Raw genomic sequence first — 13,676 nt, forward strand, 5'->3', positions numbered from 1 at the left:
AAGAAAAAGTGCCGAAAATTCGGCACTCATGATTTCTTATCCACTTTGGTGAGCCGGTATTGCAACGTCTGCCGCGGCACTTTCAGCAGTTTGGCCGCCTGCTGGATATTCCCGCCGGTCTCGCGCATCGCCTGCTCGATCAAGGCGCTCTCGACCTGATCGAGCACCTCACGCAGCGGCCTGACGCCGTGTGGAAGCGAGATGCCGCCTTCCGCCTTTCCTGCAAAATTCCCTTCGCGGATATGCCACGGCACCTGCTCCATCCGCAGGTACGGCCCGTCGGCGAGGTTCATCGCCCCTTCCACGGCGTGCTCCAGCTCGCGCACGTTGCCCGGCCACTCATAGGAATGGAAGCGGTCAAACACTTCCGGCGTCACGTCGATCACCTGCAGCCCGAACTTGCGGTTAAACTTCTCAATAAAATGCCGCACCAAAAGCCGGATATCATTCGGACGCTCCGACAGCCGGGGCAGATGCAAAGATACGACATTCAGGCGGTAATACAAGTCGGAGCGCAGATGCCCCTGCTCGATCGCCAGAATCGGGTTCTGGTTGGTCGCCGCCAGCACCCGCACATCAACCTCGATCACTTTCGTATCGCCGACCCGGCGCACGATGCCTTCCTGCAGCACGCGCAGCAGCTTCGCCTGCAGCTCCAGCGGCATCGAGTTGATCTCATCGAGGAACAGCGTCCCGCCGTCGGCCAGCTCAAACAGCCCCGGCCGGTTCTCCGCGCCTGTAAACGATCCTTTCACCGTCCCAAACAGCAGGCCTTCGAGCAGTGACGCCGGCAGCGCCGCACAGTTTTGCGCGATAAACGGCTTGCTCCGCCTTGGCGACGCATTGTGGATCGACTGCACAAACAGCTCTTTCCCCGTCCCCGTCTCGCCAAACACCAGCACTGGCGAAGACGTCGTCGCCGCCCGCGCCCCCAGCTCCTTGAGCAGCAGCATCGATTTGTCCTGCGTCAAGATCTGCTCAAACGTCCACCGCGCCTCGATCGGGCTTTTCTTCTTTCCGAGGGCCTTTTTTTCCACGCCGACCACCTGCGCCTGCAGGTCGATCAGCTTCTCGTTCAGCTCCTTCAGCCGCGTGAGATCCTTCGCCACCTCCAGCGCCCCGACCAGCTTGCCGCCGGAGACGATCGGCAGCGTCGTGTTCACCGTGTGCACTTTGTTCCCTCGGTAGTTCGTATACATCTGCGGCAGATCGGGAATCCGCTCGCCCGTCTCGATCACTTTGAGCAGCGTTGACGTTCCGTTGTCGAGCGACGGAAACACCTCTAAGATGTGCTTCCCGATCACTTCCTGCGGGTCCAGCCCGTCCAGCCTGGCCACCGCATCATTGTAGTAGATCGTGATGCCATCCCGGTCGACAGCGTGAATCCCTTCATCGATCGACGCCAGAATCGCCCGCAGCATCTCGACCATTTCCCGCGCCTCGCGCTCCATCCCCGCGCTCCTCCTTCCCTTGCCCGCACCACCGCCGAAAATCCAGCACAAAACACGCCGAATTTCCGGCATCTTGGCCGAAAAAAAGTTCCGCCAGTTACAGCGGACGCTTAAAAATGATGAGATCGCGGCACGGAATGCCGTTTTCTACAATCGTATCTTCATAAGTTCTTGTAAAGTAATCAAACTCAATCCCCGACATCCGAAAACCAAGCTTCTGATAAAAAGCCAAGTTGCCGATGCTCGAATTGCCGGTGCGCACGACCACTTCCCGGTATTCCCGTTCCTTCAGGTTGCGCAGCACCGCTTGCACCAGTTGTTTGCCAAAGCCTTGGCCCTGGTAGCCTTCGCGAACCGCCATGTTTTTGATCTCGACACCGCCCGGTTCAATCTCCAGCAGGTGCAGCACGCCGATCGTCTCTTCTTCTTCGGAGCGCCATGCGTACAGCTCTCCCTCCGGCAGGTAGCTGCGCACCATCGCTTCGGACGGGTCGGCTAACAACAGCAGCGGCAAATAAGCATCACGATTTCTTTCAATGAGATGAAGCATGGGGTCCCCTCCATTCCTACACACATTCCCTACGCAACAGAATACCTTATTTCCTCTTTTTACGCACATTCTTTTGTTTCGTTCGCCGCTCCAACAGGACGGGCAAACGCTTTTTTAACTGTGAACCGATCTTCCCAAGCTCTTTGGAAGCGTAATTCCCCCAATACCCGTCGAGCGGAATCTGCATGCCATATTCGCGGGCCAATTCCATTTTCATGCCCTCGACCATCTGCCGCACTTCTGGATCGTCCACATCCCATTGTTTATTTTTAGGCACCCTGCACTTACCCCGTTTCCGTTTTCATTTATCTATTAACTTCTTCCCAGCAGGAAATTTCTTTAAACTCCCGTTAAGGTCGCTTACAAAAATCGAATCATGTCGAAAAGGATGAAAGATATACGCACGCCACGGTTTCTATTTTTGCCGAGAAACGCCGAAAACAGACCGATCCCCCCAAAACATTTCTTGTCGAAAAAAATCACACCTTGCGAGCAGCCAAAAGAGGGAGAAAGTCTGACCTGTGTGGATTTTTATCAAAAAGGCGCTATTTATCCAAATAAATCATTAAAATTATAGTATAAATTGGTTAAAACATTTTCTTAAATAAATATTGACATCCCCTTTGCATTTACTATAAGATTATGACACGGGCGACAGAATAGTCCGAATATAAACACATAATGGAGGTCACTAAAAATGAACAAAAAGCTGGTGGCAACACTCGTATTGTCTTCTGTAGCAGCATCCGTGTTTGCAGTAAACGCAGGCGCAGCTTCGGACAAGCAAGTTCTGAAAGACGACAAAGGCGCAGTCCACAACGTTGTGGGCAAACTGGGCAAAGTAACAGGCGCAACCGTTGAAGAGCGCGCATTCAACGCTCTCGACAAAGTAAAAGGCGACCTGGGCTTCACCAACGCGAAAGACAACTTCAAGTTCAAGAAGTCCCATAAAGATGAAAACGGCACCACCCACACCAAGCTGGCGCAAACCATCAACGGCATTCCGGTGTACGCTTCCGAAGTGATCGTTCACGAAGCGAATGGTGATGTTGTCGGCGTAACCGGCGGCTTCCAAACCCTGTCTGCTGATGCAACCGCAGCTTCCGTCTCCGATGCAGCAGCTGTCAAAGCAGCAGTAGCAGAAACCGGCTACACCGGCGACCTGTCCCGCCCGTCCAAAGCTGAACTGATGTTCCTCCCGCAAGGCGACAAAGCAGCTCTGGCTTACAAAGTCAACGTCAACTACATCGCTGAAGCTCCGGGCAACTGGACCGTCTTCGTAAGCGCAGTAGACGGCTCGATCCTCGAAGCGACCAACCATGTGCATGCTGGCACCGGTACCGGCGTTCTGGGCGACGTCAAAACCATCCAAACGACCCTGACTTCCGGCCAATACTACCTGGAAGACCGTTCCAAGTACATGTACACCCAAAAAGGCTCCACCATCAAAACTTACACCTTCAACGGCGGCACTTCTTCCCAGTACTACATGACCGACGCTGACAACAACTACAACGCGTCCAACCAGCGTGCAGGCGTTGACGCTCACTACTACGCGGGCAAAGTGTACGACTACTACTACAGCTCCCTCGGCCGCAACTCCTACGACGGCGCTGGCAAGACGATCATCTCCGGCGTCAACTACAGCTCCCGTTACAACAACGCATTCTGGGAAGGCACGCAAATGGTATACGGAGATGGCGACGGCTCCACCTTCATCGCTCTGTCCGGCGCTTACGACGTAGTTGCACACGAACTGACCCACGCTGTAACCGAATACGAATCCGGCCTGATCTACCAAAACCAATCCGGCGCACTGAACGAGTCCTGGTCGGATGCAATGGCATCGGTAATGGATTCCGGCGACTGGCTGATCGGTGAAGACGTGTACACTCCGGGCGTTTCCGGCGACGCACTGCGCTCCATGTCCAACCCGGCTGCTTACGGCCAACCGGCGCACATGAACAGCTACGTTAACACCTCCAGCGACAACGGCGGCGTTCACACCAACTCCGGTATCCCGAACAAAGCGTTCTACAACTTCGCAACTGCTATCGGTTCCCGCACCATCGCAGGTAAGATCTGGTACACTGCGAACCGTGACTACATGACTTCCAGCACCAACTTCGCTGGCGCTCGCGCAGCAACCCTGCAAGCAACTGCAGCTCTGTACGGCTCCACTTCTTCCTACTACACCGCTCTGAAAACCGCTTGGAGCAACGTAGGCGTAAACTAATACGCAACCTTCAAAAACCCCTGACAAACGTCGGGGGTTTTTTACATATTGTAAAAGTTGTCGAATAGTATTTAACGTAGAACTTGTAAAATTCATTGACGCCATCTTTCAAAGTCGATACACTACAACCAAGAACTTTTACAAAGTTCTAAATATTCTTATATTAGAGAGGGGTCATTCAACAATGAACAAAAAGCTGATCGCAACTATGGTGATGACATCGATGCTGGCGTCCGCATTTGCCATGTCCTCGGCAGGTGCAGCCAATGACAAGCAAGTCTTGAAAGATGAGCAAGGCCAGGTCCACAACGTTGTCGGCAAGCTCGGCAAAGTTGAAGGCGCTACCCCGGAAGCGCGCGCTCTGAACGCGCTCGACAAAGCAAAAGACGTGTATGGCTTTGACAAAGCTCAAGGCAAGTTCAAAGCAAAACAATCCCATAAAGACGAAAACGGCACCACCCACACCAAGCTCGACCGCGTCATCGGCGACATCCCGGTCTTTGCTTCCGAGGTGATCGTCCACGAAGCGGACGGCGATGTGCAAGGCATCACCGGTTCCTACCAAGACCTGACGCCGAAAACATCCAAAGCATCCGTTAAAGAAAAAGATGCGATCGAAAAAGCGATCGCGCACACCGGCTACACCGGCGAGCTGTCCGAAGCGGCAAAATCGGAGCTGGTCTATGTCGCACAAGGCAGCGATGCGGTGCTGACCTACAAAGTCAGCGTCAACTACCTTGGCAAAGCGCCTGGCCGCTGGTCGGTGTTTGTTGATGCGGCAACCGGCGAGATCATCAACTCGATCAACCAGATCGAGCATGTAGCAGGCACCGGCACCGGCGTCCTCGGCGACACCAAAACGATTCAGACCACGCTGAAGTCTGGCACCTACTACCTCGAAGACCGCAGCAAATCGGCGATGACCGGTCTGATCCAGACCAAGACGTACAAAAACGGCTGGTTCTTCACCTACAACATGACCGATGCCGACAACGTCTGGACCGCGTCCAACCAGCGCGCCGGCGTTGACGCCCACTACTATGCGGGCTTCGTGTACGACTACTACTACAACATGCTCGGCCGCAACTCGTATGACGGCACCGGCAAAACCCTGCTCTCCTACGTCAACTATGACTCCGGCTACAACAACGCCTACTGGAACGGTTCCTCGATGACCTACGGGGACGGCGACGGCGTGAACTTCCGCGCCTTCTCCGGCGCGCTCGACGTCATCGCGCACGAACTGACCCACGGCGTGACCGAATACACCTCCGGCCTCGTCTACCAAAACCAGTCCGGCGCGCTCAACGAATCCTGGTCGGATGCGCTCGGCTCTGTCATCGAAGGCCGCAACTGGCTGATGGGTGAAGACATCGTCCTGCCGGGCTTCGGCGCAGCAGCATTCCGCTCCATGTCCGATCCGGGCGCATACGGCGATCCGGCGCACATGAGCCAATACGTCAACACCTCTTCTGACAACGGCGGCGTGCACACCAACTCCGGCATCCCGAACAAAGCGTTCTACAACTTCGCGACGGCGATCGGCTCCCGTGACATCGCGGGCAAGATCTGGTACACCGCGTCCCGCGACTACATGACGTCGAACACCAACTTCTCCGGCGCGCGCGCTGCGACCCTGCAAGCGACGGCGGCGCTGTACGGCACAGGCTCCTCCTACTACTCCGCGCTGCAAAACGCGTGGACTGCTGTCGGCATCTAATTTTCTCAACCAAAGGAGGATTTCCAAATGAATAAAAAACTCACGGCCACTCTGGTCATGACTTCGCTGCTCGCTTCCGTTTTCACCCTGCAAGCGGGTGCAGCGAACGACAAGCAAGTGCTGAAAGACGAAAAAGGCTCCGTCCACACCGTGACCGGCTCGCTTGGCAAAGTTGGCGGCGGCTCGGCAGAAGCCCGCGCGTTTGCGGCGCTCGACAAAGTCAAAGCTGACTTCGGCTTCGACAGCGCTGCTGCCAATTTTAAAATCAAGAAATCGCACAAAGACGAAAACGGCACCGCGCACACCAAACTCGACCGCGTCATCGACGGCATCCCCGTCTTCGGCGAACAGCTGATCGTGCATGAACTGGACGGCGACGTGCAGGGCGTGACCGGCACGTTTGAAAAATTGAGCAAAGGCGCATCGAAAGCATCCGTGAAGGAAAAAGACGCGGTGCAAGGCGCGATCGCACACACCGGCTTCACCGGCGAACTGTCCGAAGCTCCGACGACCACGCTCGTCTACTACCCGCAAAACGGCAAAGCGGTGCTGTCCTACCAGGTGGACGTCCGCTACAACGCGCCGGACGCGGCCGGCAACTGGCAGATCTTCATCGACGCCGTATCGGGTAACGTCGTTGACGCGATCAACAAGATCGACTTCGCCAAGCCGGGCGGCGGCGGTGGCGGCGGTGGTGGCGGTACAGGTGCGACCGGCACCGGCACGGGCGTCAACGGCGACCGCAAATCGATCAACACCTCGCTGGTGAACGGCTCTTACGTGCTGGAAGACACCACCAAGCACATGTTCCAAACCAACGGGTCGAAGATCGTCACCCTCGACTACCGCAACGGCACGTCGACGCAATATGCGGTCACCGATGCCGACAACGTCTTTGATGCCTCCACGCAGCGCGCAGCAGTCGACGCGCACTACTATGCAGGCGCGACGTATGACTACTACTACAACCAGCTCGGCCGCAACTCGATCAACGGCAGCGGCTCCGAGATCAAATCTGGCGTCCGCTACTACAGCGGGTACAACAACGCCTTCTGGGACGGCCGTCAAATGACCTACGGAGACGGCGACGGCGTCAACTTCAAAGCGTTCTCCGGCGCACTCGATGTCGTGGCGCACGAGTTGACCCACGGCGTGACCGACTACACCTCCGGCCTCGTCTACCGCGACCAGTCCGGCGCACTGAACGAGTCCTGGTCGGATGCGTTTGGCGCGGTGCTCGACTCCGGCGACTGGCTGCTCGGCGAAGACATCACCCTGCCTGGCTACGGCGCGAAAGCATTCCGCTCCATGTCCGACCCGAACACGTACGGCGACCCGGATCACATGAACGAGTACGTGAACACCTCCAGCGACAACGGCGGCGTGCACACCAACTCCGGCATCCCGAACAAAGCGTTCTACAACTTCGCGACCGCGATCGGCTCCCGCTCCATCGCGGGCAAGGTCTGGTACACCGCGTCCCGCGACTACATGACGTCGCGCACCAACTTCTCCGGCGCGCGCGCCGCCACCCTGCAGGCGACGGCCGCGCTCTACGGCTCCAACTCCTCCACCTACACCGCGCTGCAAAGCGCTTGGAGCGCAGTCGGCGTCAACTAAACAAATCGCAAAAGCCCCTTGCCATCACGGCAGGGGGCTCTTTCGTTAACACTCTTATTTAGTAATATATTTTTATAAAACAAAAATTTTTACTAAAAAATCTATTGACTGAATCTTCCCGCTTGCCTTATCATGTGATTAGGGTTACTGGTCACTTTGTAATCCAAAAATAAACTAGACACGGGGGTCACTTGAAAATGAACAAAAAGCTGATCGCAACTTTGGTGCTGTCTTCTGTTGCAGCATCCGTCTTCGCAGTGAACGCAGGCGCGTCCGCTGAGAAAAACGTCATGAAAGATGAAACTGGTAAAGTCCACACTGTTGCCGGCAAGCTCGGCAAAGTGTCTGGCGCTACCGCTGAAGAGCGCGCACTGAACGCACTCGACAAAGTCAAAGGCGACTATGGCTTTGGCAAAGCAAACGGCAACTTCAAGTACATGAACGCGCACAAAGACGAAAACGGCACCACCCACACCAAGCTGAACCAAACGATCAACGGCATCGAAGTCTTCGGCCTGCAAATGATCGTTCATGAAGCAAACGGCGACGTGGAAGGCGTAACTGGCGACTTCAAAGCGCTGAAGGCTGACGCTGCCACCGCTTCCATCTCCGATGCAGCAGCTGTAAAAGCAGCAGTAGCGAAGACCGGCTTCACCGGCGACCTGTCCCGCCCGTCCCAAGCGGAACTGATGTACTTCCCGCAAGGCGACAAGGCAGCTCTGGCTTACAAAGTGAACGTGAACTACATCGCTGAAGCTCCGGGCAACTGGACCGTCTTCGTAAGCGCGGTAGACGGCTCGATCCTCGAAGCGGTCAACCATGTTCATTCCGCGACCGGCGTCGGCGTACGCGGCGACACCAAGTCGATCAACACCACCTACAAAAACGGCACCTACTATATGGAAGACCGTACCAAATACATGTACTCCCAAAAAGGCTCCACCATCAACACCTACACCTTCAACAACGGCACGTCCTCGCAGTACTACATGACCGACGCAGACAACACCTGGAACGCTTCGACCCAGCGTGCTGCTGTTGACGCTCACTACTATGCGGGCAAAGTGTACGACTACTACTACAACTCGCTCGGCCGCAACTCCTATGACGGCAACGGCCACGCGATCATCTCCGGCGTTCGCTACAGCTCCCGTTACAACAACGCGTTCTGGGAAGGCACGCAAATGGTATACGGAGATGGCGACGGCTCCACCTTCATCGCTCTGTCCGGCGCGTATGATGTTGTTGCACACGAATTGACCCATGCTGTAACCGAGTACACCTCCGGCCTGGTCTACTCCTACCAGTCCGGCGCACTGAACGAATCCTGGTCGGATGCGATGGCTTCCGTCATGGATTCCAATGACTGGCTGATCGGCGAAGACGTGTACACCCCGGGCATCTCCGGCGACGCGCTGCGTTCGATGTCCAACCCGGCTGCTGAAGGCCAACCGGCACACATGAACCAATACGTGAACACCTCCAGCGACAACGGCGGCGTACACACCAACTCCGGCATCCCGAACAAAGCGTTCTACAACTTCGCGACGTCGATCGGCTCCCGTTCCATCGCGGGCAAGATCTGGTACACCGCGTCCCGCGACTACATGACCAGCTCCACCAACTTCTCCGGCGCACGCGCAGCGACGCTGTCCGCTTGTGCAGCACTGTACGGCTCCGGTTCCTCCTACTACACCTCGCTGAAAAACGCTTGGAGCGCAGTAGGCGTCTACTAATCTCACGGCCCCCTTTTATAAGGGGGCTTTTATTTGACACAAATCTGACAAAACATATTGACAGACTATTCACGGTTGTCGTATTATTAAGCCAGCAAGACGAGCAACATAAACAAATACAAACAGATCACGGGGGGTCACTAAAAATGAACAAGAAGATGATCGCAACACTGGTACTGACTTCTGTAGTCGCAACTGCTTTCACCATGAACGCAGGCGCAGCAAACGACAAGCAAGTCCTGAAAGACGAGAAAGGCGCAGTTCACAACGTTGTCGGCAAGCTCGGCAAAGTTGCAGGCGCAACCGCTGAAGAGCGCGCATTCAACGCTCTTGAGAAAGTAAAAGGCGACTTCGGCTTCGCATCCGCGAAAGACAGCTTCAAACTGAAGCAGTCCCACAAAGACGAAAGCGGCACCACCCACACCAAGCTTGATCAAACGATCGCTGGTATCCCGGTATTCGCTTCCCAAGTCATCGTTCACGAAGCTGACGGCGATGTAGCAGGCGTATCCGGCTCCTTCAAGAAGCTCAAAGCGAACACCAAGAAAGCTGCTCTCACTGAAGTTGCAGCGATCGACAAAGCTGTAGCATTCACCGGCTTCACCGGCGAACTGTCCGAAGCTGCTGCTGCTGAACTGGTATTCCTGCCGGTTGGCGACCAAGCAGTTCTGACCTACAAAGTTGGCGTTACCTACCTCAGCGACGCTCCGGGCAACTGGACGGTCTTCGTAAACGCGGTTGACGGTTCCATCGTGAACTCCTTCAACGCAGTTGAAGGCGCTACCGGCACCGGCGTTGGTACCCTGGGCGACACCAAGTCCTTCGGCACCACCCTCAGCGGCGGCACCTACTACCTGGAAGATCCGACGAAGATGACCGGTCTCATCCGCACCCGCGACATGAAGAACCGCACCTCTTCCATCTACCCGATGACCGATAGCGACAACGTTTGGAACACTTCCTACCAAGCTGCTGCAGTAGACGCTCACTACTATGCAACCTACGTGTTCGACTACTACAAAAACAACTACAACCGCATCTCCGTTGACAACAAGGGCAAAGCTCTCGAGTCCCTCGTTCACTACGGCCGCAACTATAACAACGCGTTCTGGAACGGCACCTACATGGTATATGGCGATGGCGACGGCGTAAACTTCCGCTCCTTCTCCGCTGGCCTTGACGTAATCGCACACGAACTGACCCACGGCGTGACCGAGTTCACTTCCGGCTTGGTATACCAAGATCAGTCCGGCGCTCTGAACGAGTCCTGGTCCGATGCAATGGGCGCTGCAATCGAAGGCAACAACTGGCTGATGGGCGAAGACCTCACCCTGCCGGCATACGGCTACGTCGGTTTCCGCTCCATGTCTGACCCGAACTCTTACGGCGACCCGGCTCACATGAGCCAATACGTGAACACCACTAACGACAATGGCGGCGTTCACACCAACTCCGGTATCCCGAACAAAGCATTCTACAACTTCGCAACTGCAATCGGTTCCCGTTCCATCGCGGCTAAGATCTGGTACACCGCTTCCCGCGACTACATGACGGCGAACACCAACTTCTCCGGCGCACGCGCTGCAACCCTGCAAGCTGCTGCAGCTCTGTACGGCTCCGGCTCCTCCACCTACTCTGCACTGGCTAACGCTTGGTCCGCAGTAGGCGTATACTAGAATCTCTCAAGCCCTTGCAACTTCGGTTGCAAGGGCTTTTTACTTTGTATTAAAATGTAAATATAACAGAAAGGGAGGTCATAAATTTGCAGAAAAAACTGACAACCTTAGTGATGTGCTCGGTAGCCGCATCCTTGTTTGCGGTCACCGTCAGCGGCGCGTCCGGCACGCAAACTGCCGTCCAGGACGAGCATGGCAACACGCACACCGTGCTCGGCGGGCTGGGCAAAGTCGCCGGCAAGACGGCCGAGGAGCGGGCCCTGCAGGCGCTGGAAAAAGTGAAAACCACCTATGGTTTCACCCAGGCACAAGGCAGCTTCAAACTTCACAGCACCACGCCAGACAACCTTGGCAACACGCACACCAAGTTCGACCAGTCCTTCCACGGCATTCCCGTCTACGGCGCCCAGATGATCGTCCACGAAACGAATGGCGTCGTGCAGAGCATCACCGGCGAGTACAAGCAACTCCAGCCCGATCACAGCACCGCGTCGATCACCACAGAAACGGCCATCGAAAAAGCACAGACGCACACCGGCTACCAGGGAGCGCTGAGCCGTCCGGCGACAGCAGAACTCATCTACTTCCCGCAAGGAAAAAAAGCCGTCCTCTCCTACCTCGTCAACATCGCTTACCTCGATCCAACCGGAGAAGCGGGCAATTGGAAGATTTTCATCTCGACGGCAGACGGGTCGGTCGTGCAGGCGAACAACGAGCTGCATTTCCTGACCTGTTCAGCCGGAACGCCAGCCACCGGCACCGGGGTCGGCGTGCTCGGCGACACCAAGTCTTTGAACACCACGTACCGCAACCTCACCTACTACCTTGAAGACCGCACCAAAGCGATGTACGCTGCGACCTGCGGCATGATCTCCACCTACGATTTCCGCAACAGCACCTCTACTCTGTATTACGCCACCGATACGGACAACATCTGGAACGCCAGCACGCAACGTGCGGCGGTAGACGCGCACTACTATATGGGCAAAGTGTATGACTACTACTACTCGACTTTTAACCGCAACTCCCTCGACGGCATGGGCACCGGCTACTACGGCGCGGTGCGCTATTCCTCCCGTTACAACAACGCCTTCTGGGACGGCACGCGCATGGTTTACGGCGACGGCGACGGCACCATTTTCATCGCGATGTCCGGCTCCTATGATGTCACCGCGCATGAGTTGACGCACGGCGTCTATGACGCGATGCTGAACCCGACCTATGGGATCAACAAGCAGTCTGATGCCCTGCGCGAATCGGTGTCTGACGTGTATGCCACCGTGATGGATAGCAACGACTGGCTGATCGGCGAGGATATCTACACGCCTGCGATCTCCGGGGATTACATCCGCAACCTCGCCAACCCCGACGCCGGCCACATGAGCCAATTTGATCCCAACACCCCAGACAACTACTACAACTCCGGCATCCCCAGCAAAGCGTTCTACAACTTCGCCACCTCGATCGGTTCGCGCTCCATCGCCGGGAAAGTCTGGTACTTTGCGATCAACAACTACCTGACCTCCACGCCGACCTTCTCCATGATGCGCATGGCGACGATCGAAGCGACCAAAGCGCTGTACGGCTCCAGCTCCACCTACGTCACCCACATCACGAACGCCTGGAACAACGTTGGCGTGTACTAACCCATCCCGACACCAAAAACCCCTGTCCGACTCGACAGGGGTCTTCTTTATCCACAAACACTCTCATTGATCTTCGTGAACCTCTCGCTTATCCGCAGTCCCATTTCCCTCTGCGAACCGCTCGCTTATTCGCAGTCCCATTTCCCTTTGCGAAACGCTCGCTTGTTCGCTGTCCTATTTCTCTTCGCGAAGGCCGTCTTTGGTGTAGAAGAATTTCTTCGTCACACCGCCTTCGTACTTGGCGATGAACAGATCATCCTCCATCTGGAACACGACTTCCTTCGCCCCGGTGGCTTGGTTGATGTCGGCGACTTCGAACTGGCCGCCAGGCGTTTCCTTATAGATCTTGCTCATGCCGCGCAGCCCCAGCGTCGTGACGATCTCCTTCTTGCCGTCACGATCAAGATCTGACTCCACGGCGTGCCCATTGACGCGCACAAACGGCTTCACCATATCCCCTTCCAATACGTAAAAATTGGACTGGGGCGCTTTGGCCGCATACACGCCGTCGATGCGGAGCAAGGTGCGCCCGTTAAACTCGTGCGTGTGGATAAACGCTTCCTCCGCAAACGGCAGCGTCCCGACCGCTCCGAGGTCGTAGAGCTTGCCCCCTTTTTCCCAGGCGGCATACAGATAATCATCCTGCTCATTCGGCCGCGAAAACAGCACGACCTGCCCCGCGTCCAGCTTTTGCTTGTGATAGACCTGCTTGACCTGCTCCCGGCCGATCTCCAGCACTTCCTGCCGGTTGATCAGCGCCCGGTACGACACCGGGATTACCTCTTGCCCCTTCGTCTCTGCAGCCAGCGCCACGCTGCCGCTGACCAGCAGCGCTGCGGCCAGCCCGGCCAGCCACCACTTTTTCACGGTCAACACCTCGCTTTTGGCTAGTGTGGCACAAGGCATTATTTTGGATACTCATTTTAGAAAGACCTGGTGTTACAGCGGATGGAAAAATGAGCACGAGTCGACGCTATGGCCTGTCCAAAAAATTGACGGATATAATGCCACGTACACATTCAAAAATGGAAAAAGACGTCT

10 protein-coding genes are annotated in these 13,676 nt (G+C 56.0%); 6 read left to right on the top strand and 4 right to left on the bottom strand.

The window, feature by feature from the left end:
* Positions 1-26 precede the first annotated feature (26 nt).
* The 3 genes from CBW65_RS05645 to CBW65_RS05655 form a co-directional block, all read right to left on the bottom strand.
* A complete protein-coding gene (locus CBW65_RS05645) occupies positions 27-1,451 on the bottom strand; it encodes a sigma-54 interaction domain-containing protein (protein ID WP_232463448.1) in 1,425 nt (474 codons plus the stop codon).
* Positions 1,452-1,548: 97 nt separating this feature from the next.
* Entirely contained in the window at positions 1,549-2,001 is a 453-nt protein-coding gene (locus tag CBW65_RS05650) for a GNAT family N-acetyltransferase (RefSeq protein ID WP_087456014.1), read from the bottom strand.
* Positions 2,002-2,047: 46 nt separating this feature from the next.
* A complete protein-coding gene (locus CBW65_RS05655) occupies positions 2,048-2,278 on the bottom strand; it encodes a small, acid-soluble spore protein, alpha/beta type (RefSeq protein WP_157721795.1) in 231 nt (76 codons plus the stop codon).
* Positions 2,279-2,698: 420 nt separating this feature from the next.
* Between CBW65_RS05655 and CBW65_RS05660 the strand changes: the two genes are divergently transcribed.
* The 6 genes from CBW65_RS05660 to CBW65_RS05685 all read left to right on the top strand — a co-directional run bounded on the left by CBW65_RS05660 (position 2,699) and on the right by CBW65_RS05685 (position 12,635).
* A complete protein-coding gene (locus tag CBW65_RS05660) occupies positions 2,699-4,237 on the top strand; it encodes a M4 family metallopeptidase (RefSeq protein WP_087456016.1) in 1,539 nt (512 codons plus the stop codon).
* A gap of 184 nt (positions 4,238-4,421) precedes the next feature.
* Positions 4,422-5,957 carry a M4 family metallopeptidase gene (locus CBW65_RS05665; protein ID WP_087456017.1) on the top strand — a complete coding sequence of 512 codons (1,536 nt, stop codon included), beginning with the start codon at positions 4,422-4,424 and terminating at the stop codon, positions 5,955-5,957.
* 27 nt (positions 5,958-5,984) lie between these two features.
* Positions 5,985-7,577, top strand: a complete 1,593-nt coding sequence (locus tag CBW65_RS05670; protein WP_087456018.1) for a M4 family metallopeptidase — start codon at positions 5,985-5,987, stop codon at positions 7,575-7,577.
* A 197-nt stretch (positions 7,578-7,774) separates the two neighbouring features.
* The gene (locus CBW65_RS05675; protein ID WP_087456019.1) at positions 7,775-9,313 is read left to right on the top strand and encodes a M4 family metallopeptidase; all 1,539 of its coding nucleotides are present in this window, start codon (positions 7,775-7,777) and stop codon (positions 9,311-9,313) included.
* Positions 9,314-9,459: 146 nt separating this feature from the next.
* Positions 9,460-10,989 (top strand): M4 family metallopeptidase, encoded by a 1,530-nt coding sequence (locus CBW65_RS05680; protein WP_087456020.1) that lies wholly within the window; start codon positions 9,460-9,462, stop codon positions 10,987-10,989.
* An 86-nt stretch (positions 10,990-11,075) separates the two neighbouring features.
* Positions 11,076-12,635, top strand: a complete 1,560-nt coding sequence (locus CBW65_RS05685; RefSeq protein ID WP_087456021.1) for a M4 family metallopeptidase — start codon at positions 11,076-11,078, stop codon at positions 12,633-12,635.
* A 174-nt stretch (positions 12,636-12,809) separates the two neighbouring features.
* Here the strand turns inward: CBW65_RS05685 and CBW65_RS05690 are convergent, their stop codons facing one another.
* Positions 12,810-13,502 (bottom strand): hypothetical protein, encoded by a 693-nt coding sequence (locus CBW65_RS05690; RefSeq protein ID WP_087456022.1) that lies wholly within the window; start codon positions 13,500-13,502, stop codon positions 12,810-12,812.
* Between the last annotated feature and the right edge of the window lie 174 nt (positions 13,503-13,676).

Origin of the sequence: Tumebacillus avium (genome assembly GCF_002162355.1) — a bacterium.
GTDB classification, from domain to species: Bacteria; Bacillota; Bacilli; order Tumebacillales; family Tumebacillaceae; genus Tumebacillus_A; species Tumebacillus_A avium.

Excerpts from the sequence above, each read along its gene's own strand:
- CBW65_RS05680 (WP_087456020.1), top strand. The coding sequence starts at position 9,460 with ATGAACAAGAAGATGATCGCAACACTGGTACTGACTTCTGTAGTCGCA.
- CBW65_RS05670 (WP_087456018.1), top strand. The coding sequence starts at position 5,985 with ATGAATAAAAAACTCACGGCCACTCTGGTCATGACTTCGCTGCTCGCT.
- CBW65_RS05650 (WP_087456014.1), bottom strand. The coding sequence starts at position 2,001 with ATGCTTCATCTCATTGAAAGAAATCGTGATGCTTATTTGCCGCTGCTG.
- CBW65_RS05660 (WP_087456016.1), top strand. The coding sequence starts at position 2,699 with ATGAACAAAAAGCTGGTGGCAACACTCGTATTGTCTTCTGTAGCAGCA.
- CBW65_RS05665 (WP_087456017.1), top strand. The coding sequence starts at position 4,422 with ATGAACAAAAAGCTGATCGCAACTATGGTGATGACATCGATGCTGGCG.
- CBW65_RS05645 (WP_232463448.1), bottom strand. The coding sequence starts at position 1,451 with ATGGAGCGCGAGGCGCGGGAAATGGTCGAGATGCTGCGGGCGATTCTG.
- CBW65_RS05675 (WP_087456019.1), top strand. The coding sequence starts at position 7,775 with ATGAACAAAAAGCTGATCGCAACTTTGGTGCTGTCTTCTGTTGCAGCA.